Genomic DNA, 21,869 nt, shown 5'->3' with positions numbered 1-21,869 from the left:
GGAGGATCGGCATGGCCGAAGCATATAAGAAAGCCGGGGTCAACATCGAAGCCGGTTATGAAACGGTGGACCGGATCAGGAAGCATGTCGGCCGGACGATGCGCCCCGAAGTCATCGGCGGGCTCGGCGGTTTCGGCGGAGCGATTGACCTGATGAAAACCGGTGTCAAAGAGCCGGTGCTTGTCTCTGGAACCGACGGCGTCGGCACGAAGCTGATGGTGGCTTTCGCGACCGGAAAGCATGACACGGTCGGAATCGATGCCGTCGCTATGTGCGTCAATGATATTATCACCCAGGGCGCCGAGCCGCTCTATTTTCTCGATTACCTGGCCTGCAGCGCGCTCGATCCGCAGAAGGCCGAAGCGATCGTCAAGGGGATTGCCGACGGCTGCGTCCAGGCCGGCTGCGCGCTGGTCGGCGGCGAGACGGCGGAAATGCCGGGAATATACAGTCAGAAAGACTATGACATTGCCGGCTTCGCGGTCGGCGTCGTTGAAAAATCAAAGCGGATTACCGGAAACCGGGTTCGTCCCGGAGATCGTCTGATCGGTCTGGCATCCAGTGGAATTCACAGCAACGGTTTTTCGCTCGTCCGCAAACTGGTGGCCGATGCCGGTCTGGATTACGGCGACACTTATGAACCGGATCCGGGCAAGACAATCGGCGACGCACTGCTTGTGCCGACACGGATTTATGTCCGGCCGGTGCTCAGCCTGCTCCGGTCTGTAACCGTCCACGGACTGTCCCATATTACCGGCGGCGGCTTTTATGAAAATGTGCCGCGGATGTATCCGGAAGGGCTGGGGGCCGAGATTGATTGTGCGGCATTGCCGAAGCCGGCTATTTTCCGCTGGCTGCAGACACTCGGCAGTCTGGATACCGATGATATGTACCATACCTTCAATATGGGCATCGGCATGATCATTGCCGTTCCTGCCGAAGAGGCGCAGGCGGCACTGGCAGCATTAAAAGAATCAGGGGAAACTCCTTATCTGATCGGAAAAATAACAGAAAATCAAGGACTGAAACTGGTGAATACTCATGAGTCATAAGATAGCCGTCTTTGCCTCCGGGAACGGGACAAATTTTCAGGCGATTGATGAAGCCGTCGGCTGCGGCGAGATCGATGCGACGATCGCGCTGATGGTCTGCGATCAACCGGGTGCGGCCGTCATCGGGCGCGCAGAAAAAGCCGGGGTGAAAACGCTGGTGGTTGCCCGGAAGGACTTCCCGAGCAAACGCGCGTTTGAGGAAAAAATTGCGGCGGCGCTGAAGGCTTGCGGGGTCGACTATATTTTTCTTGCCGGATACATGCGGCTGATCGGGAAGACCTTGCTGAATGCCTACCCGCACCGGATCGTCAACATCCATCCGGCGCTGCTCCCGTCGTTTACCGGACTGGACGCAATCGGTCAGGCTTTCCGCAAGGGCGTGAAGGTTACCGGGGTCACGATTCATTATGTCGATGAGGGTATGGATACCGGGCCGATCATCGCGCAGGCCGCCGTACCGGTCAAAGACGGCGATACAATTGAAACACTGGAGTCGCGGATTCACGAAATGGAACATCAGCTCTATCCGAAAACCATTGCGAAACTACTCGCAGAATAAAGAAAGGATGTCATCTTGTGGCAAAGCGTGCCCTTGTAAGTGTATCGGACAAGACAGGTCTGACAGATTTTGTGAAGAAACTGGTGGCTGCCGGAATTGAAATCATTTCCACCGGCGGGACGAAAAAAGCGATCGAGGCCGCCGGCATTCCGGTTAAATCGGTCAGCGAGATTACCGGATTTCCGGAGATCCTTGACGGCCGGGTGAAAACACTGCATCCGGCGATTCACGGCGGACTGCTTGCGGTCCGTGACAAAAAGGAACACATGGATGCCATTGCCAAGCTGGGTATCCAGCCGATCGACTTTGTGATTGTCAATCTTTATCCTTTTAAAGAAACGATTTCAAAGCCGGATGTTGCCTATGATGAAGCTGTTGAAAATATTGATATTGGTGGACCGAGCATGCTGCGCTCTGCGGCCAAAAACCACAAAAGTGTCACGGTCGTCTGTGATCCTGCGGACTACGATCTGGTTGCCTCCAGCCTGGATGAGCATGCTGAAGTCCCGTTCGCACTGAGACAGAAACTGGCGGCCAAGGTATTCCGTCATACAGCGGCCTACGATGCGCTGATTGCCGACTACTTCACGAAAAAAGCCGGTGAAGAATTTCCTGAGAAACTGACGATTACATATGAGAAGAAGCAGAGCCTGCGCTATGGCGAAAACCCGCATCAGAAAGCGGCATTCTACAGCGAACCGCTGCTGAATGTGTCGACCATTGCCGCGGCGAAACAGTTCCATGGCAAGGAGCTTTCCTATAACAATATCCGCGATGCCGATGCGGCGCTCGGGATTGTCAAAGAATTCAAGCAGCCGGCTGCCGTTGCCGTCAAGCATATGAACCCATGCGGTATTGGCATCGGCGAGAACGTCAACGAAGCTTACGATCGGGCTTATGAAACGGATCCGGTATCGATTTTCGGCGGGATTGTCGCGCTGAACCGGGAAGTGGATGCGGCGCTGGCTGAGAAACTGCACAGCATTTTTCTGGAGATTGTGATCGCGCCGTCTTATACGGACGAAGCGATTGCCGTCCTGGAAAAACGGAAGAAGAACCTCCGCCTGCTTCAGGTGAAAATGACGGACGATCAGCAGGATTTTGTTCAATATACATCGGTTCGCGGCGGCATGCTCGTCCAGGACCTGGATACCAAGGGCTATGAGGCTATCAAGGATCAGCTGAAAGTGGTCACGAAACGCAAGCCGACGGACGAAGAAATGGAAAGCCTGAAGTTTGCCTGGACGATTGTCAAGCACGTCAAGTCCAACGCGATCGCACTGGTTAATCATGGAAAAATGGTCGGTATGGGCGGCGGACAGACTAACCGTGTCGGGGCAGCGAAAATCGCCCTTGAAGAAGCCGGTGAGAAGACGAAAGGCGCCGTACTTTCTTCCGATGCGTTCTTCCCGATGGGCGATACAGTTGAGGCGGCAGCAAAAGCCGGCATTACGGCAATTATCCAGCCGGGCGGCTCGATCCGCGATCAGGAGTCGATTGATATGGCAAACAAGTACAATATTGCGATGGTCATGACCGGGATGCGCCACTTCAAACACTGATTTCCCGGAGAATGACAGACAATGGCTGCTTGAGAGGAGAACAGGCATGAATGTGTTGATTGTCGGCGGCGGCGGCCGCGAACATGCGATGGCATGGAAAGCGGCGCAAAGTCCGAAGGTGGATAAAGTGTACGCGGCTCCGGGCAGTGACGGGATAGCTTCCGTTGCTGAGTGTGCGCCGATTGATGTGCTTGATTTTACAAAACTGGCCGATTTTGCGGAAGCCCATGATGTCGGACTGACCCTGGTCGGTCCGGAAATTCCGCTGGTCGGCGGGATCGTTGACTATTTTGCCGGAAGGGGACTGAAAATATTTGGTCCGACAAAGGCGGCGGCACAAATCGAAGGCAGTAAATCGTTTGCCAAGCGCCTAATGGAAAAGTACCGGATCCCAACGTCGCAGTATCGGTCGTTCACGGATTATCGGAAGGCAAGCGACTATCTCCAGAAGGTCGGTGCACCGATTGTCTTAAAGGCGGACGGTCTGGCGGCAGGTAAGGGCGTCATTGTCGCAATGACGATGGCCGAAGCCGAAGCCGGCCTGAAAGAGATTATGCTCGACCGGAAATTTGCCGATGCCGGTGCCCGGGTTGTTATCGAAGAATTTCTTGAAGGCGATGAATTTTCGCTGATGGCACTGGTCAATGGAAAGACGGTGGGCCCCCTGGCGATCGCCCAGGATCATAAGCGAGCCTTCGAAGGGGACAAGGGACCGAATACCGGCGGCATGGGTGCCTATTCCCCGGTTCCTCAGATTCCGGAATCGATTGTTGCTGAAGCGGTGCGGACGATTCTCCGTCCGACGGCGGAAGGCATGGTTGCTGAAGGCTGTCCGTTCACCGGTGTTCTGTATGCCGGACTGATTCTGACGAAAAAAGGTCCGAAAGTGATTGAATTCAACTGCCGGTTCGGCGATCCCGAGACCCAGGTTGTCCTGCCGCGGATGTCCTCTGATTTAATAGACGCTGTAACGGCCATTCTCGATGGCCGGCAGCCTGAGATTACCTGGTCGGACCGGACCGCGGCCGGTGTTGTTCTGGCGTCGAAGGGCTATCCGGGGTCTTATCCGAAGGGCCTGAAGCTCGGCGACCTCGACGCCCTGCCGGATGGCGCTCTGCTTTTCCATGCTGGCACGAAGAAAGCGGGAGATACCTGGCTGACCGACGGCGGCCGCGTGCTGCTCGTCACCCGGCTCGGCGCGCATCTGAAGGAAGCACGCGATGCCGCCAACCGCGACCTTGAAAGCATCGCCACGGATGCCGTTTTCTTCCGCAAGGATATCGGCCACCGGGCGCTGGAAGCAGCGGAGAAATAGGCTGCGATAATGCAATTAACAGAATAGAATTTTAATGGAGCAGAACCAAGACGCAGTGAATCATTCCTGCGGAGTTCTGTTCTTTTTTATTTAGGAAAAGATAGCTGCTGAATGCCGAAAACGAACGATTTTTTGCCAGGACGAACGATTTCTTTTCCGGGCGACCGATTCTTTCTCCGGATGCACAATTCTTTCTCGTGGCTGATTGCCTCTTCTGTCTTGATCGAGTAAAAATAAAGGTGTAAAATAGCGGCACGACACAGAAAAAGAGAGCGAAAACAAAAAGGAGAGAGTTCATATGAACGAAACTGTCAGAAGAGTCGGTATTGTCGGAATCGGGAACGTGGGGAAGGCCGCCGGGGAAGCGATTGTGCACGGCAATGTGGCTGATGAGCTTTACATCTCGGATATCGACACAGAACGGGCGAAGGGTGAAGCCTGGGATTTTGCCGACAGTATCGAAGCAACACCGTCTCGGACGCGGGTTTATGAAGTACCGCTGGAAAAGCTGGCCGTCTGTGATGTTATTCTTGTTTCGGTAACGGATCGTTCGCTGGTAGCAACGGAATCCCGGCTGGCATTGCTGAAAGGGACCTCTGCGATTGTTTACGACATTGCCCCGAGACTCCGCAAAGCCGGATTCAACGGAACCTATGTCATAGCCACCAATCCTTGCGACATTATTACATATTTGTTTTATCATCTGTCCGGACTGCCCAAAAATCATGTCATCGGAACAGGAACGGCGCTGGACAGCATGAGGTTCCGCAGGCAGATTTCCGAAGCGGTCGGCGGCATCGATCCGCGCAGCATTAGCGGTTATATGCTGGGCGAGCACGGGAACTCGCAGTTTGCTGCCTGGTCGCAGGTCCGGATCGGCGGCCAGTCGATTGATGATTATGAAGAAGAGAACAGCGGCCGGCTGGGCAAGCTGGATCGCGATAAGATTGAAGACGCCGCCCGTCACCTCGGCTGGGAGATCCATAAACGCAAGGGCAACACACAGTTCGGTATCGGCAATCAGCTGGCCTTTTTTGCCAAAACGATTTTAAACGACGCGCACACGATTACGCCGGCCTCTGTTCTGCTCGACGGGGAATACGGCCAGAAAGACTTGACCATCGGCGTGCCGATTGTCCTCGGCAGGAACGGTGTGGAAGAGATTCTTCACTTCCATCTGAGCGAAAAAGAACAGGCGAGTTTCAATGCTTCGGCAAAACTGATCAGGAGCTATATTGACCGCACACTGGCCGAACATGAGGAAGCACCGGCAGAATAAGCAATGTGATAGATCTGAATATAAGCTGATACAGCACGGCCCATGTTGAGTATGGGCCGTGTTTTTATGAGGCCAATACTGTAAAATTTGTACCGGAATCAACAGCGGTCGGTGTGACATTTCGCTCAAACAGGATAAATTGAACTGCCCGGAAGCGGAATTCTCGGGCCTCCAATGGGATATATCAGTTGAATTTGAGATTTATCAGCCGATCTGGAGATATATCAGCGGAATTCAGGATATATCAGCCGAATTCATACTAAACTCAGTCAACTCCGGCCCAAAACAATTGACGCACGGCCCGATGTCGTTTAGATTGAGGAAAGACTGTTGTGAGAGGTGCGCGATCATGAGTGTCAGAGACTTTTTGATTTTGAATCTGCTCGGAGCATTATGGGGCGGTTCCTTTTTATTTATGCGTATTGCTGCGCCGGTGCTTGGCCCGTTTCTGTTGATTGACTTGCGCGTCTTGATTGCAGGTCTGATCTTTCTCTTATATGCAGCGGCGATCCGTCACTTCCCCGACTACCGGAAGAAATGGAAGGCCTATCTCACACTCGGCGCGATCAACGCGGCGATCCCTTTTACACTGATTGCCGCATCGGAGCTTTATCTCACCGCTTCGGTGTCGTCCATCCTCAATGCGACGACGCCGCTGTTCGCCTTGATCATTGCTCGCATCTGGCTCGGCGAACTGCTGACGGTAAAAAAAGTGGCCGGTATCCTGCTCGGAATTGCCGGTGTTGCCGTACTCGTCGGCTGGGGCCATATGGGCGGGTCGCCGATGGTGCTTCTGGCCGTGCTGTTCTCTCTGCTCGCTTCACTGTGCTACGGGATCGGCGGCGCGTATGTCAAGCGCGGGTTCAGCGGTGAATCCTCCCTGACCCTGACGATCGGCCAGCAGCTCGCTGCCGGGCTGGTTCTGATTCCGTTCAGCCTGCCCGCTTCCGGACGCCTTCCCGTCATGGGCACCGGCATTCTCGCGGCGGTGCTCGGTCTCGCCGTGCTGTGTACAGCTTTTGCCTATCTGCTCTTTTTTTATCTGATAAAAAATGTCGGACCGACGAAAACGCTCAGTGTGACGCTGCTTGTTTCCATGTACGGGGTGCTGTGGGGCGCACTGTTTCTCAATGAACGGCTGTCGCCGGGAACGTTTGCCGGACTGGCGATTATCCTGAGCAGTATCACGATGATTACAGAAGTGAAGCTTCCGCTGCAGAGGAAGATGGGTCTTAAAAAGTCCCACTGATCCCTTATCGATTTGTACTCTCCGTCTGTACGACCTTCCGGAAGAAGTCTTTATACTCGTCCAGGTAAAAATCCGCGCCGGGCTCATGATTCTGAAAAAGGCACGTGCGGATGCCGAGTTCATGTCCGGGAACGATGTCCAGCAGCCGGTCGCCGATAACTAGGTCGATCTGATATTTCTTTTTCAGACACCTGTAGGCCAGGGAATTAGGTTTTTTCGGATAGCCGTCATCGCTGGTCACCGTTTCGGTAAAATAGGAGTCAAACTGATACGGCCGCAGCATCCGGTACAGGTTCTCCCGGTCATTGTGCGTGACGATAAAATTTTTCTGCGCGTAGTCAAGGACTTTTTCAACATCTTTAAAAGGGACAAACGACTCGGCCGGCGTACTTTGATACAACTCGAAAAAACGCTGTGTCTGAGCGCCGGAGAGTTGAAAATACCGGAATGCTTCGCCAAAAGATTTTTTCAATTGTCCGTATATGTCGGAGCTGCTTGCCTCATCGCCGAGAATCTGTTTGATCAGCCCTGTATACACCGGATAGGTATTGAACAGGGTCCCGTCAAAGTCCCATAGAATATTCATGACTGTAAAACACCTCTGAAGTTCTCCTTATTACCCGATTATTTCCTTCAAACCCGTTCTTCAGACATGACCGGGTACAATTTAACACTAAATTTTTTTGCCTTTTATCGCAAGTTTAATTGTTGTAAGATGATAAATGAAATACTTTCACAGAGCAGTGCACGACACTGAACGGCACTCGCTCCGGCTGAATCGGATGGACTATAGGAAGGAATGGACGAGATTGCAAATCGATAAATTACGAGGCAAGGCTTTGGACCAGCTGTTTGACGCGATCCTGACGCTGAAAGGTCGCGAGGAATGCTACCGTTTCTTTGACGATCTGTGCACGATGGGCGAAATCCAGTCATTGTCCCAGCGCCTGGAAGTGGCCAGAATGCTGATGGCCGGCCATACGTACCATCACATCGAAGAAGAGACCGGGGCAAGCACTGCGACGATTTCCCGGGTGAAACGATGCATCAATTTCGGTAACGACGGCTATCAAATGACACTGAAACGACTTGGCGCCAATCAGTAAACAGGGATAAGTAACAGAAAATCAGGAAGTGGTACGATGGACAGCACGTCACAGGAATTACTCGAGGGGCTGAATCCCGAGCAGTTGAAAGCGGTCAGGCATCATGAGGGACCGCTGTTAATCATGGCGGGCGCCGGCAGTGGAAAAACACGCGTGCTGACGCACCGCATGGCTTATCTGATGATTGAACGAGACGTGGCGCCGTGGAATCTGCTGGCGATCACGTTTACTAATAAAGCGGCGAAAGAGATGAAGGAGCGGCTGGCGAAACTTGCCGGGCCGCTTGTTAATGATGTCTGGGTGTCGACATTCCACTCGATGTGTGTGCGCATTCTCCGGCGCGATATCGACCGGCTCGGCATCAGCCGCAATTTTTCGATACTGGATTCGACCGATCAGCAGTCGGTTGTCAAACATATTCTCAAGGATCTGAATTTCGATCCGAAGAAGTTCACGCCGCGCAGCATTCTCGGAACGATCAGCGGTGCGAAGAATGTGCTGAAGACGGCGGCTGATTTTGCGAAGACGGCGGCCGGTCCGTACGACGAAGTGGTCCGTGATGTGTACAAGGAATATGAGAAGCGGCTGCTGCAGAACCAGTCGCTGGATTTCGACGATCTGATCATGACCACGGTGAAACTTTTTCAGAAGGTTCCGGAAGTACTGGCCTATTACCAGAAAAAGTTTCAGTACATCCATGTTGATGAGTATCAGGACACGAACCGTGCCCAGTATCTGCTCGTACACATGATGGCGGACCGGTTCAAGAACCTGTGCGTGGTCGGTGATTCCGATCAGTCAATTTATGGCTGGCGCGGGGCCGATATTCACAATATCCTCTCTTTTGAAGAGGACTATCCGGATGCAACGGTGATCAAGCTTGAGCAGAACTATCGCTCGACGAAAATGATTCTGAATGCCGCCAACCATGTCATTGAGAACAATCACCACCGCAAGCCGAAAAACCTCTGGACGGAGAATGCCGAGGGGAAAAAGGTGACCTATTACAAGGCCGGCACGGAGCACGATGAAGCGTACTATGTCGCCGGTAAAATCCGCAATCTGTTTCGTGACGGGTTCAAGTACTCGGATCTGGCGATTTTGTACCGGACGAATGCCCAGTCGCGAGTGATTGAAGAGACACTGCTCAAGTCCAGCATTCCCTACCGGATGGTCGGCAGTATTAAATTCTATGAACGTAAGGAAATTAAAGATATATTGTCCTATCTGAAATTGATTGCCAACCCGGACGACGACATCAGTCTGGCCCGGGTGATTAACGAACCGAAGCGGGGAATCGGCGCGTCGTCGATGGATAAACTGGCCGACTATGCGATTCATGCCGATCTGTCGCTGATGAAGGCGATCGGCGAAGTCGGGCAGACCGGCGTTGCGGCCCGTGCGTCCCGGAAAATGGAAGAGTTCTCGGATCTGATTCTCAACTGGTCGAAGATGCAGGAATTTCTGTCGGTGACCGACCTTGTGGAGGAAGTTCTCGATAAGAGCGGCTATCGCAAGGCGCTGAAGGCGGAAAAGACAATCGAAGCGCAGAGCAGGCTGGAGAACCTTGATGAACTGCTCTCCGTGACGAAAGAATTTGAAGCGTCTCACGAAGACAAGTCGCTGATTAATTTTCTGACCGAGCTGGCTCTGGATACGGATTCCGAGGACACCGAAGACACAGATGTCAAGGATACTGTGACGCTGATGACGCTCCATTCGGCCAAGGGCCTTGAGTTTCCGGTCGTCTTTCTTGTCGGTATGGAAGACGGCGTTTTCCCGCTGTCGCGGTCGATGGATGACGAGGACGCCATGGAAGAGGAGCGGCGGCTCGCATATGTCGGGATTACCCGGGCCAAGCAGCGCCTGTTCCTGACATCGGCTCAGATCCGCATGCTGTACGGGCAGACGGTGACCAATCCGGTGTCGCGATTCGTCAAGGAAATTCCGGATGAACTGCTCGATATTGAGGAACCGGAGCATCAGGAAAGTTCACGGCATTTTGCCGCTCAGAGCGGATTCGGCTCGCCGTTCGGCAGCCGGTTCGGTCAGGTGTATAAAACACCGGCGCCGATGCTGAAAAAGCGAGCCGTGTCTGATGAGGAATGGCATGCCGGCGACAAAGTCAGGCATAAAAAGTGGGGCGAGGGCACGGTCGTCAGCACAAAGGGGAAGGGCGACAGCATCGAACTCGATATTGCTTTCCCGAATCCGGTCGGCCTGAAACGGCTGCTCGGAGCCTTTGCACCGATTGAAAAAGTATGAAAAGGTACATGATGAGACCGATGACGCCTTCTTTCAATACACAGGACGGATGCACCGTCTGAAAAGGAGTACAGAGAAACATGGAAGACAATCTGCCCGCTCATGTCCGCGATTTGCGCAAATGGCTCAATCAGTACAGCTATGAATATTATGTGGAAGATAATCCGAGTGTTCCCGACAGTGAATACGACCGGCTGATGCAGGAGCTGATCGCGGCTGAAAAGGCGCATCCGGAATGGATCACACCGGATTCTCCGACCCAGCGCGTCGGCGGGAAACCGCTTAAAGAATTTACGAAGGTGACCCACGAGATTCCGATGCTCAGCCTGGGCGACGTGTTCAGCGAAGAAGAACTGCTTGATTTTGACCGCCGTGTCCGCCAGCAGGTCGGCGATGACGTCACTTATGTATGCGAACTGAAAATCGACGGGCTGGCGATCTCCCTGACCTATGAACGCGGCCGGTTTGTACTCGGCGCAACCCGCGGCGACGGCACGACCGGTGAAGATATCACGAACAATCTGCGCACGGTCCGCTCGCTGCCGCTGACCCTGCCTACGGACGAAACCATTGAGGTGCGCGGCGAATGTTATATGCCGAAGAAATCATTTGACAAGCTGAACCAGCAGCGTCAGGCGAACGGCGAGCCGCTCTTTGCCAATCCGCGGAACGCGGCTGCCGGTTCGCTGCGCCAGCTCGATCCGAAGATCACGGCGCACCGGCGGCTTGCGGTATTTCTTTACAGCGCCGGCACGTTTAACCGGGAAAAGATCACGACACATTACGGACTGCTTCAGGCCATCAGGACGCTCGGGCTGCCGGTCAATCCGGAGTCGCGGCGCTGCCGGACAATGCAGGAAGTGTTTGACTATATAAAGGAATATACGGAAAAAAGAGATTCCCTGGCGTATGGAATTGACGGCATTGTCGTCAAGGTGGACTCCATGGCGCAGCAGGCGGCGCTGGGACATACTGTCAAAACGCCGCGCTGGATGATCGCTTATAAATTTCCTGCTGAAGAAGTGGTGTCCCGGCTTGAGGCGATCGAGATCAGCGTCGGTCGCACCGGTGCGGTCACGCCAACTGCCGTGCTGACACCGGTTCAGGTCGCCGGAACGACGGTCAGAAGGGCGACGCTGCATAACGAAGACTTGATCCGCGAGAAGGATCTGCGGATCGGCGACCGGGTGGTGATCCATAAAGCGGGAGACATCATTCCGGAAGTGGTCAATGTGCTGACCGGGCAGCGGACAGGCAAGGAAATTCCTTTTTCGATGCCGGAGAACTGTCCGGAATGCGGCAGTGCGCTGGTTCGTCTCGAAGAAGAAGTGGCCCTGCGCTGCATCAATCCGAAGTGCCCCGCGCTGATCCGTGAAGGCCTGATTCACTTTGTTTCCCGGAATGCGATGAATATCGACGGACTGGGCGAGAAGGTCATCACGCAGCTTTTTGAGAAGCACCTGATTCATGATGTGGCTGATCTTTATAAATTGAATTTTGACGAATTGATCGCTTTAGACCGAATGGGCGAGAAATCGGTCACCAATCTGCTTGAGGCGATTGAACGGTCCAAGCAGAATTCCCTGGAACGGCTGCTGTTCGGGCTCGGCATCCGGTTCATCGGTGCCAAGGCAGCGCAGATCCTGGCGCGTGCCTTTCACACGATGGATCAGCTGGCCGCGGCATCGATGGAGCAACTGACGGCGGTGGACGAGATCGGAGAAAAGATGGCTGACTCCGTCCGCACCTATTTTGCCAAGCCGGAAGTGGCCGCACTGATCGATGAACTGAAAACAGCGGGACTGAATATGACCTATCTCGGACCGGATGCACCGGCTCCGGCAGATACGCCATTCAGCGGGAAGACGGTTGTGCTGACCGGCAAAATGGAGCATTTTACCCGCACGGAAGCGAAGAAGGAGATTGAACAGCGCGGCGGCAATGTCACCGGCAGTGTGAGTGCCAGCACGGATCTGGTCATTGCCGGAGAAGCCGCCGGTTCGAAACTTGATAAAGCGAAAAAGTGGTCTATTGAAATCTGGGATGAAGCACGTTTTCTTGATTCACTCAAGGACTGAGGAGGGTTCTGATTGAAACATCAAAAAATGGGCGCGGCGGTCGCCGTTGTGCTCAGTCTGCAACTGGTTCTGTCCGGCTGCTGGTTTAACACGAATACGACAAGCAAGGTGGTCAACAAGCACACCGGCAAGACTGAAACGGCCCGGATTGTACCCGGATCGGGAAAAGGTGAATACCAGATGATGCGGCCGCTCGCCAACGACACCGTCCGCGGCTATATTCAGTATGGCGCGACGAACCTCTCCGACAGCGATCAACTGGAGACCGGCCTGATGGATCTGTCAAAAAGCGTGTTCAGCCCGAATCAGTATGTTTTCCAGACCGGCCAGTACCTTGATGTCACGACCATCAACAGTTTTATTTACCGTCAGGGCCAGAAGCAGACCAACTTGCAGAACGGCCAGAGTACAGGAAAAACGCTCTCCGGAATGAACCCGCCGCTTGCCAAGAGCGGCAGTGCGGTGAAAAAGGCGCAGAGCAGCCCGAAGTACATCAATTATGTTCTCGAACAGGATTACTTGAAAAAGACCGGCGGCGGGAAATATACGCTTGGCGGCGTCTCGATTGCCGTGTCGCTGAACTCGGTTTATTCCGACAGCATTACCGACAGCAAAGGCCTGATTCACCAGATTTCGGTGCCGCTGAACAGGGCTAAAGTCAGGGCCTGGGGTGAAGCGCACGCGCCGCAGATTCTGCAGCGGATCCGCAGTGTCAAGGGATTGGGCCAGGTACCGATTTTTCTGACATTGTATATGACGGCCGCACCGAATGCGCTGGTTTCCGGCGACTTTTTTGCCAGAACAACGGTTGGTGCCGGGTCCTCGACGATCGGCGGCTGGACAACGGTGGATAACCATCATGTCGTATTTCCGTCGAGCGCGGCAAGTTCGGCATATAAAGCGGATGCCGGACGATTCAACAGCTTCAGAAGTGCCGTCCAGAAATACTACCCGGATTATATCGATGTGGTGGGTTCCGGTTTTTACCAGAACGGGACGCTGAAACAGCTGACGATGAACATCAATATGAACAAGTTCAGAGATCAGACGGAGATTATCGGCTTTACGAATTATGTCGCCAATATCGTCAATAACAGTTTCAGCTTTCCCCGTGACGTGCCGGTTCAAATTAATATAAAAACAGGAGATGTGCAGAACGCGCTGATTGAACGGAGAGCGAGCATGAATAACGCTTTTGTCTCCATCTATCAGCATTAATTCATCCAATTTCTTATTTCTGCCGGGATCGGGTGTCATTGCACTGTACCGGCAGAATTTGGTATGATTAAAGCATTATGAGCGTTTGCCCGGACGCTGCAAACGACGCGAAATGATTCAGTCTGGAGGTGACTTTTGGTGAGCAGAATTTCTGAGGAACAGGTTAAATATGTCGCCAATCTGGCAAGGCTTTCTTTTGATGATGAGGAGATCAAGAAGTTCACCACACAGCTGGGGGACATTATCGGCTTTGCCGAACAGCTGAATGAACTGGATACGGAAGGCGTTGAACCGACAACCCATGTGCTTGATATGTACAATGTCATGCGTGATGATGTGGTCGAACCGTCGCTGCCACGGGAAGAAGCGCTGAAGAATGCGCCTGTTCAGGAAGACGGACAGGTTAAAGTACCGCAAATTATGGAAGCGGACTGACCGATACAGGAGGAGGAAGACGGAAGATGCCACTTTTTGAAGAGGGCCTTGTGTCTCTTAAAGAGAAGATACATAAGAAGGAAATCAAGGCATCCGATCTTGTCGATGAAGCCTATGCGCGCATCGGCAAGGTCGATCATCAGGTTAAAGCGTTTCTGACGCTGAATGAAGAGGCCGCCAGAGAAGACGCAAAAGAACTGGATGAGAAAGCTGCAGCGGATACGCTGCTCTACGGCATGCCGATCGGAATCAAGGATAACATGGTGACGAAAGGTCTGAGGACGACCTGTGCCAGCCATATTCTCGATAACTATGATCCGATTTTTGATGCGACTGTGATTAAAAAAGTCAAAGCCGCAAAAAGTATTATGATCGGCAAGCTGAACATGGATGAGTTCGCCATGGGCTCGTCAACGGAAAACTCCAGCATGGCGATCACCCGCAACCCATGGGATCTGGACCGGGTGCCGGGCGGCTCGAGCGGCGGTTCGGCAGCGGCTGTTGCCTCAGGTGAAGTGCTGTTCGCACTCGGCACGGATACCGGCGGGTCGATCCGCCAGCCGTCGGCGTTCTGCGGCGTTGTCGGGATGAAGCCGACATACGGGCGCGTTTCCCGTTTTGGCGTCGTAGCTTTCGCGTCTTCCCTGGATCAGGTAGGACCGATCACACGGACGGTGGAAGATAATGCCTATCTGATGGAAACGATCGCCGGACTGGATCCCTACGATGAGACGAGCGCCGACGTGCCGGTGCCGCATTATTCGGCGGCACTCACCGGAGACATTAAGGGTCTGCGTGTGGCCGTCCCGAAGGAATATCTCGGTGAAGGCATCGATGAGGCAATCAAGGACAAGATCAAAGATGCGGTCCGTCAGCTCGAAGCGCTCGGCGCTGTCTGCGAAGAAGTTTCACTGCCGCACTCCCGGTACGCAGTTCCTGCCTATTACATCATTGCGTCGTCAGAGGCTTCGGCCAACCTGGCCCGTTTTGACGGGGTCCGCTACGGCGAACGCGCCGAGTCCAAAGACCTGATCGAGATGTACAAGAAGTCGCGCAGCCAGGGCTTCGGTGATGAAGTCAAACGCCGCATCATGCTCGGTACCTTTGCACTGAGCTCCGGCTATTATGATGCGTATTATAAAAAAGCGCAGCAGGCACGTACGCTGATCAAACAGGACTTTGAAAAAGTGCTGGAGAATCATGATATTATCGTCGGCCCGACCACCCCGACCACCGCGTTCAAAATCGGTGAAAAAGTGGATGATCCGCTGACGATGTACGCCAACGATCTGCTGACGATTCCGGTCAATCTGGCCGGTGTTCCGGCGATCAGTCTGCCGTGCGGTCTCGCCGACGGACTTCCGGTCGGTCTGCAGATGATCGGCCGCCCGTTCGGTGAGGAGACGCTGTATCGCGCAGCGCACGCTTATGAACAAACCGCCGGATTTAAACTGGCACCGACGGCCATCAAGGGGGCGAATGACTGATGAGTAATTTTGAAACGATCATCGGCCTCGAAGTGCATGTGGAATTAAAAACAAAAACGAAAGCATTCTGTGGCTGTGCCAATGAATTCGGTGCACCGCCGAATACACATACCTGTCCGATCTGTCTTGGCCATCCCGGCGTCCTGCCGCGGTTGAACCGTCAGGCAGTGGACTATGCGATCAAAGCAGCACTCGCCCTGAACTGCGATATATCCCGGGTGACGAAGTTCGACCGCAAGAACTATTTCTATCCGGATAACCCAAAGGCATACCAGATCTCGCAGTTCGACCAGCCGATCGGACGCAACGGCTATATTGAAATTGAAGTGGACGGGAAGAAAAAGCGGATCGGTGTACACCGGCTTCACCTTGAAGAAGACGCTGCGAAGCTGAACCACCTTGAGGATGGTTCCGGCTCGCTGGTCGATTTCAACCGTGTCGGTACGCCGCTGATCGAAATTGTTTCAGAAGCAGATATGCGCACACCTCAGGAAGCTTATGCCTATCTTGATAAACTGCGGGCGATCATGCAGTACATCGGTGTATCTGATGTCAAGATGGAGGAAGGCTCGCTGCGCTGCGATGCCAACATCTCCATCCGCCCGTACGGCCAGAAGGAATTCGGCACGAAAACCGAGCTGAAGAACCTGAACTCGCTCACTTTTGTCGAGAAAGGGATTGCCTTCGAAGAGAAGCGCCAGGAACGGATTCTGCTTTCCGGCGGCGAGGTGGAGCAGCAGACCCGCCGTTATAATGACGCAACGAAGACAACCACGCTGATGCGCGGCAAGGAAGGATCAGACGACTACCGCTACTTCCCGGAGCCGGATATTATCAAACTGAAAATTGATCAGGGCTGGATCGACCGGATCCACGCCGAGATTCCTGAACTTCCGGATGCCCGTCAGAAACGCTATGTGGACGAACTCGGCCTGCCGGCTTATGATGCGATGGTGCTGACCCAGACGAAGACGATGTCCGATTTCTTTGAAAGCACGATCGCTGAAGGCGCCGATGCCAAACTGTCGGCCAACTGGCTGATGGGTGATATCTCTGCCTATCTCAACAGCAAGTACAAGACGATCGACGAAGTACCGCTGACACCGCAGGCACTGGCCAAACTGGTTCAGCTGATTGAAAAAGGAACGATTTCCAGTAAGATCGCCAAGAAAGTCTTCAAGACGTTGATCGAGAAGGGCGGCGATCCGGAGAAGATCGTCCGGGAAAAGGGACTCATTCAGATCTCGGATGAAGCGACACTGCATGGACTGATCGATCCGATCCTGGCAGCCAACAAGCAATCCATGATCGATTATAAAAACGGCAAAGACCGGGCGATGGGCTTCCTTGTCGGTCAGGTGATGAAGCAGTCACACGGCAAGGCCAATCCTACGGCAGTGAATAAAATCATTCGTGAAGAGATTGAAAAACTGTAAGACAACTGATTGTTTTTGTCGGACGGCAGGGGTATACATCCCTGCCGTTCTTTTTTGATTGAGGCTGAATGTTTCCCGGAAATACCGGTTAAACTGGGTCCGTGCCCCGGACCGGCGCTTTGATTTTGAAAAATAGATACCATATAATTAATTTGAAGGTGCATCCGGTGTGAAGCGTGCGTCGGCTCACCGGCAGCCAGGCGGAATTTGACCCTGGCGTCACCGCGCTCTATCTGAAAGTGATTGGATGATGACGATGAAAAAAGCAAGGCTCATATACAATCCCACATCCGGAAGAGAACTCGCACAGCGGAATATTGCTTATATCCTTGACCGACTGGAAAATGCCGGTTATGAAGCCTCCGCTTATGCGACGAAAAGCAAAGGTGATGCGACCCGGGGTGCCAGGAAGGCGGTCCGGCGCCGGTTCGACCTGGTCATCGCGGCCGGCGGCGACGGGACGATCAATGAAGTGATCAACGGACTGGCGGAAAGGGAATTTCGCCCGACGCTCGGCGTGCTGCCGCTTGGGACGACAAACGACTTTGCCCGTGCTGTCAACATTCCCCGCGATATCGCAAAAGCCTGCGATGTGCTTTGCGAAGGGGTTGCCATTCCGATCGACATCGGCAAGGCAAATGATCATTATTTTGTGAACATCGCCGGCGGCGGTAAACTGACCGAACTAAGTTATGACGTGCCGAGCAAACTGAAAACAATTCTCGGACAGCTGGCTTACTACATCAAAGGGATTGAAATGCTGCCTTCATTGCGGCCGACAAAGGTGAAAATTGAGTATGACGAGCATACATTTTCCGGCGACATCATGCTTTTTCTTGTGTCGAATACCAATTCTGTCGGCGGATTTGAACGGATCGCACCGAATGCCAGACTGGATGACGGTTTGTTTGATTTAATCATCTTGAAAGAGACGAATCTTGCAGATTTTATCCGGCTCGCCTCACTGGCTTCCCGCGGCGAGCATATGAAAGATCCGAAGATCATCTACGCTCAGGCGCACCGGATCAAGGTTGAATCTGCGGAAAAGATGCAGCTGAATGTTGATGGCGAGTACGGCGGGGTCATGCCCGGTGAAATCATTAATCTTCGCCATCATCTGCATCTGATGGTGCCGAAAGAGACCGCGGATGCGGTGACAACGACGGAGAAACAGGCAGAAGAGTTAACGGCTGACTGACAGGTGCGCCTGGCGAACAGGCGCATTTTATTTGCTCAGGAAAAAAGCGGCCAGGTGCTGCAAATCCGGCTGATATGTTCTCAGATCGGCTGATAAAACCCGGAATTGGCTGATATCCGCGAAATCGACTACTGATTTTGCTGCCGGATCAGCTCTGTACATTCGAAAAACGTCATCGCGCGTTACTTTTTAAAGAAAATGAGCCAAAATCCTCCCGCTTTTTACGTGATCAGTGATTAAATGCTGAACAACTGCTGAGCCATGAGGTTGTATTCTATAATGAAACGCAAACATGAAAAGGGAGTCAAAAATGATGGAGTCCATACCTGTTGAAAAAAATGAAAAAGTGACCGTATCTTTTACGGATCTCACTCAGGAGGGGTCAGGGGTCGCCAAAGTTGACGGCTACACCCTGTTTGTCCCCGGCGCGCTGCCGGAAGAAACGGCGGAAGTGCAGGTGGTCAAGACGAAGAAGGGATACGGGTATGGACGTCTGACCCGGCTGATTGAAAAAAGCAGCCTGCGGGCGGTTCCTCCCTGCCCGATCTATGATCAGTGCGGCGGCTGCTCGATTCAGCATCTTAGCGCACAGGGCCAGCTGGATTATAAACGGCGAATTGTGACCGACGCGCTGGAACGCATCGGCGGTTTTTCTGGAATCAGCGTCGGGATGACAATCGGCATGGCCGATCCCTGGAAATACAGGAACAAGATACAGGTTCCGGTCGCCGCGCAGGACGGCCGGTTTGCATTCGGCTTTTTCAAAAAGAGAAGCCATGAGATCGTTAATCTGGACAGCTGCATCATTACCGACCCGCTGATTGATAAAATTGTCCAGACTGCCCGCCATGCTGCGGAGGACAAAGGGATTGAGCCGTACAACGAAGCGAAGAACAGCGGCGTGCTGCGCCACATCATGGCCCGCTCCGGCCGGAAGAGCGGTGAAGTCATGGTCGTCTTCGTGACCCGGACCGAAGACCTGCCGCATCGGAAGGCACTGATCAAAGAACTGACAGAGAACTACCCGCAGATCAAATCGATTGTTCAGAATGTGAACAAACGCCGGACGAATGCGATTCTTGGTAACAAAACGAAGACGTTGTGGGGACGTCCGGTTATTTATGATCAGATCGGCAGCGTCACCTTTGCCATCTCCGCACAGTCATTTTATCAGGTGAATCCGAGACAGACCGAAGTGCTGTACCGCAAGGCGCTGAAGTTCGCCGACCTTACGGGAGAGGAAACAGTGATTGACGCCTATTGCGGTATCGGGACGATTTCATTGTTCCTCGCCCAGAAGGCAAAACAGGTGTACGGCGTCGAGATCGTTCCCGAAGCTGTCAAAGACGCACAGGCGAACGCTGAGCTCAATAAAATCACCAATGCTCATTTCGAAACCGGAAAAGCAGAAGAAATCCTGCCCAAATGGTACGACAAAGGCATCCGTCCGGACGTGATTGTTGTCGATCCGCCGCGCAAAGGCTGCGAGGCTTCTCTGCTCAAAACGATGCTCGCCATGAAACCGCAGCGCATCGTCTATGTCTCCTGCAATCCGGCCACCCTTGCCCGCGACCTGAAACTGCTTGTTCCCGGCGGCTACGCGATCAAAAAGGTTCAGCCCGTCGACATGTTCCCGCAGACACTGCATGTGGAGACGGTTGCATTGATAACAAGGGTGAAAGAGTGAGTATGTAGAAAGTCCAGTAAATAAGGGCCTTTCGAGGTTTGAGAGAAAAAATCCAATGTGCAAGAATCGTAGAAATATCGCTTTGTGGAAATAAGACCAAAGGCACGATTTTGCTCATGACAGAGCGATTTAGATGTCGGCAATTGGTGAGTGGTCGATTTGGATGTTTTGGGTTTTGGGGGCTTGGCGAGTGGTCGATTTAGATGTTTCTCGGCTTTTGCCGAGGTTGTGTGGTCAGGTTAGATGTTAAAGAGGATGGTCGGGAATAGTTATGACCTGTTTAAGCCGAAAGTGAGGAGGCGAAACGATGCCAAGTGATAATAAGAAAGTACCAAGGCAACATGCGGCTAACAGCGTAATGTTTGCCGTCTATTTGCTCTTCCTTGTTTGGGCGATATTGTGGAAGTTCCGTGTGCCATTCATCGGCGGCACAGAGCGCGTCATCAATTTGATCCCGTTTAGCGGTAACGCCGGGTACGAAAAACTTTTTAATCTTGTGCTTTTTGTACCGCTGGGATTTTATGCTGCAGCGATTGCAAAAAAACACGGTGTGATTAAACAAATTCTTACGGTTCTTGCCGTAAGCCTTGTGTTTGAGATTTTGCAGTATACATTGGCAATTGGCAGCAGCGACACAACAGACTTGATGCTGAACACCCTTGGCGGTGCTTCGGGGATTGTCGGGTTTTTCTTGCTCAAAAAGCTGTCTGGCAAGCACACGAACAAGGTGGTGCTGATTGCAGGTGGACTTATCACGACGGTCGTGCTGTATTGCTCGGTGTCATTCATGGTATTTGGAATGCTCTATATCGGGCGTATGATGTTTAGACTGTAAAAACTACGATCTGATTAAGCCAAAATCGAGGAGGGGCAAATGAACGAATACACAAAACAGGAACTAGAAGATGCAAAGACCTCCCTTGAATCAACGCTCCACAAGTGCGAGAAGATTCAGGAAGGCGGCAAGTTGCAGTCATCGCAGAAAACTCTGAACGACAGGCGGGTGAACGCCCTGCGGATTGCACTAACGCTTATTGAGAAAGAGATGAGGTCGAATAATGCCAATTGACTTTAAAAAAATCGAAAAAGATTTATACCAACCAAGAACTACACCATCAATTATTAAAGTGCCGGAGATGAAATACATTGCTGTTGACGTCAAAGGCGACCCGAACAAGAGCCTGGTGTCGGGAAAACTTTCGCAGCAAAGCGCCTCGGCATACTCGATGATCGGAGAAATGGATCGGATGAAAGCCGCATTGAATTCGTCCAGTTCCACCAGAATTACTCTTACGAAGATTTCATGATGGGCTATAAACCTGTGAATGATGGTTTTGAGTTGAAATACGGTATCTTTTATCGTTTTTGCCAAAAAGCTGCAAACCAGCCGGACAAAGATTTCTTCTTTATCATTGATGAAATCAATCGGGGTAATATGAGTAAAATCTTCGGTGAGCTGCTCATGCTGATTGAGCGCGATTACCGTGGTACGAAGACAACACTCGCATATAACGGCTTGGATAAGCCGTCGAGCAGCCAGCTCAACTGGCGACGGCTAACCGCTAAAGAGGGCGAAGCACCGGTGGCCGGCGGCCACTGAAACCGGCCCTTTTCCAGTCGCTTATAATAAAGCCAGAAACCGCTGAGACCGGCACCATTGCGCCCCATTCAGGCCGCTGGCTTCGAAGGCTTCAATACGGTTCTTTCCATAACAAATCTCGGTCGTTCAAGGTCATGAGATTCATCTCCATCCATCTTTAATGAATGTATTATCCCATGATCCGGGTGACGATCCTAGTGCCGCATAAATAGCCTTCTGGGCATTCAAGATCTCACCAACTCTCAGCGCATGACCCGGGGATTCAAAGGACTCGATGACGTCCAATTTATCGAGCAGGGATTGAAGAGTATAGTCTTTGAAAAGCTTTTGTGCCTGCATTCTT

The 21,869-nt window shown here is 52.7% G+C and carries 20 protein-coding genes and 2 pseudogenes; 19 read left to right on the top strand and 3 right to left on the bottom strand.

Annotated elements, in window-relative coordinates:
• The first annotated feature begins 11 nt into the window (after positions 1-11).
• The 6 genes from purM (at position 12) to D889_RS0113025 (ending at position 7,016) form a co-directional block, all read left to right on the top strand.
• Positions 12-1,052 carry a phosphoribosylformylglycinamidine cyclo-ligase gene (gene purM / locus D889_RS0113050; protein ID WP_010632497.1) on the top strand — a complete coding sequence of 347 codons (1,041 nt, stop codon included), beginning with the start codon at positions 12-14 and terminating at the stop codon, positions 1,050-1,052.
• The gene (gene purN, locus D889_RS0113045) at positions 1,042-1,611 is read left to right on the top strand and encodes a phosphoribosylglycinamide formyltransferase (protein WP_010632498.1); all 570 of its coding nucleotides are present in this window, start codon (positions 1,042-1,044) and stop codon (positions 1,609-1,611) included. The genes purM and purN overlap by 11 nt, the downstream gene beginning before the upstream one ends.
• A gap of 17 nt (positions 1,612-1,628) precedes the next feature.
• Positions 1,629-3,173: a bifunctional phosphoribosylaminoimidazolecarboxamide formyltransferase/IMP cyclohydrolase gene (purH, locus tag D889_RS0113040; RefSeq protein ID WP_010632499.1), complete on the top strand. Its 1,545-nt coding sequence runs from the start codon at positions 1,629-1,631 to the stop codon at positions 3,171-3,173.
• Positions 3,174-3,219: 46 nt separating this feature from the next.
• Positions 3,220-4,488: a phosphoribosylamine--glycine ligase gene (gene purD / locus D889_RS0113035; protein WP_010632500.1), complete on the top strand. Its 1,269-nt coding sequence runs from the start codon at positions 3,220-3,222 to the stop codon at positions 4,486-4,488.
• 298 nt (positions 4,489-4,786) lie between these two features.
• Complete coding sequence (locus D889_RS0113030) at positions 4,787-5,767, top strand: L-lactate dehydrogenase (RefSeq protein ID WP_010632501.1); 981 nt, start codon at positions 4,787-4,789, stop codon at positions 5,765-5,767.
• Positions 5,768-6,116: 349 nt separating this feature from the next.
• Positions 6,117-7,016, top strand: a complete 900-nt coding sequence (locus D889_RS0113025; RefSeq protein ID WP_010632502.1) for a DMT family transporter — start codon at positions 6,117-6,119, stop codon at positions 7,014-7,016.
• 4 nt (positions 7,017-7,020) lie between these two features.
• Here D889_RS0113025 and D889_RS0113020 read toward each other — a convergent pair whose 3' ends face one another.
• Complete coding sequence (locus D889_RS0113020) at positions 7,021-7,602, bottom strand: HAD-IA family hydrolase (RefSeq protein ID WP_010632503.1); 582 nt, start codon at positions 7,600-7,602, stop codon at positions 7,021-7,023.
• Between the two features lie 223 nt (positions 7,603-7,825).
• Here D889_RS0113020 and D889_RS0113015 point away from each other — a divergent pair, with 223 nt between their 5' ends.
• From D889_RS0113015 to D889_RS16000, 13 genes and pseudogenes are all read left to right on the top strand, one after another.
• Positions 7,826-8,122 carry a YerC/YecD family TrpR-related protein gene (locus tag D889_RS0113015; protein ID WP_010632504.1) on the top strand — a complete coding sequence of 99 codons (297 nt, stop codon included), beginning with the start codon at positions 7,826-7,828 and terminating at the stop codon, positions 8,120-8,122.
• 36 nt (positions 8,123-8,158) lie between these two features.
• Positions 8,159-10,387 carry a DNA helicase PcrA gene (gene pcrA, locus D889_RS0113010; RefSeq protein WP_010632505.1) on the top strand — a complete coding sequence of 743 codons (2,229 nt, stop codon included), beginning with the start codon at positions 8,159-8,161 and terminating at the stop codon, positions 10,385-10,387.
• Positions 10,388-10,467: 80 nt separating this feature from the next.
• The gene (gene ligA / locus D889_RS0113005; RefSeq protein WP_010632506.1) at positions 10,468-12,465 is read left to right on the top strand and encodes an NAD-dependent DNA ligase LigA; all 1,998 of its coding nucleotides are present in this window, start codon (positions 10,468-10,470) and stop codon (positions 12,463-12,465) included.
• 12 nt (positions 12,466-12,477) lie between these two features.
• Positions 12,478-13,683, top strand: coding sequence for a CamS family sex pheromone protein (locus tag D889_RS0113000; RefSeq protein ID WP_010632507.1), 1,206 nt, complete (start codon positions 12,478-12,480; stop codon positions 13,681-13,683).
• Between the two features lie 138 nt (positions 13,684-13,821).
• Complete coding sequence (gene gatC / locus D889_RS0112995) at positions 13,822-14,118, top strand: Asp-tRNA(Asn)/Glu-tRNA(Gln) amidotransferase subunit GatC (protein WP_010632508.1); 297 nt, start codon at positions 13,822-13,824, stop codon at positions 14,116-14,118.
• A 26-nt stretch (positions 14,119-14,144) separates the two neighbouring features.
• The gene (gene gatA / locus D889_RS0112990) at positions 14,145-15,605 is read left to right on the top strand and encodes an Asp-tRNA(Asn)/Glu-tRNA(Gln) amidotransferase subunit GatA (RefSeq protein ID WP_010632509.1); all 1,461 of its coding nucleotides are present in this window, start codon (positions 14,145-14,147) and stop codon (positions 15,603-15,605) included.
• Entirely contained in the window at positions 15,605-17,041 is a 1,437-nt protein-coding gene (gene gatB / locus D889_RS0112985; protein ID WP_010632510.1) for an Asp-tRNA(Asn)/Glu-tRNA(Gln) amidotransferase subunit GatB, read from the top strand. The genes gatA and gatB overlap by 1 nt, the downstream gene beginning before the upstream one ends.
• A 256-nt stretch (positions 17,042-17,297) precedes the next feature.
• Positions 17,298-18,239 (top strand): diacylglycerol kinase, encoded by a 942-nt coding sequence (locus D889_RS0112980; RefSeq protein WP_026039119.1) that lies wholly within the window; start codon positions 17,298-17,300, stop codon positions 18,237-18,239.
• 313 nt (positions 18,240-18,552) lie between these two features.
• Entirely contained in the window at positions 18,553-19,926 is a 1,374-nt protein-coding gene (gene rlmD / locus D889_RS0112970) for a 23S rRNA (uracil(1939)-C(5))-methyltransferase RlmD (protein WP_010632512.1), read from the top strand.
• Positions 19,927-20,233: 307 nt separating this feature from the next.
• On the top strand, positions 20,234-20,761 hold the full coding sequence (locus D889_RS0112965) for a VanZ family protein (RefSeq protein WP_010632513.1): 528 nt from the start codon (positions 20,234-20,236) through the stop codon (positions 20,759-20,761).
• A 39-nt stretch (positions 20,762-20,800) separates the two neighbouring features.
• The gene (locus D889_RS0112960; RefSeq protein WP_010632514.1) at positions 20,801-20,995 is read left to right on the top strand and encodes a hypothetical protein; all 195 of its coding nucleotides are present in this window, start codon (positions 20,801-20,803) and stop codon (positions 20,993-20,995) included.
• On the top strand, positions 20,985-21,233 hold the full coding sequence (locus D889_RS16005; RefSeq protein WP_010632515.1) for a hypothetical protein: 249 nt from the start codon (positions 20,985-20,987) through the stop codon (positions 21,231-21,233). The genes D889_RS0112960 and D889_RS16005 overlap by 11 nt, the downstream gene beginning before the upstream one ends.
• Positions 21,146-21,358, top strand: a pseudogene (locus tag D889_RS16000) (AAA family ATPase); the annotation flags it as partial. The gene D889_RS16005 and the pseudogene D889_RS16000, both read left to right, overlap by 88 nt.
• Before the next feature lie 47 nt (positions 21,359-21,405).
• On the opposite strand, the gene tnpB reads toward D889_RS16000, so the two are convergent.
• Entirely contained in the window at positions 21,406-21,594 is a 189-nt protein-coding gene (gene tnpB, locus D889_RS15995) for an IS66 family insertion sequence element accessory protein TnpB (RefSeq protein WP_081618914.1), read from the bottom strand.
• 73 nt (positions 21,595-21,667) lie between these two features.
• Positions 21,668-21,869, bottom strand: a pseudogene (locus D889_RS15785) (hypothetical protein); the annotation flags it as partial.

Source organism: Sporolactobacillus vineae DSM 21990 = SL153 (assembly GCF_000377985.1).
GTDB classification, from domain to species: domain Bacteria; phylum Bacillota; class Bacilli; order Bacillales; family Sporolactobacillaceae; genus Sporolactobacillus; species Sporolactobacillus vineae.
The sequence above is the reverse complement of the archived record's forward strand: the minus strand, read 5'-3'. Positions and strand labels throughout refer to the sequence as shown.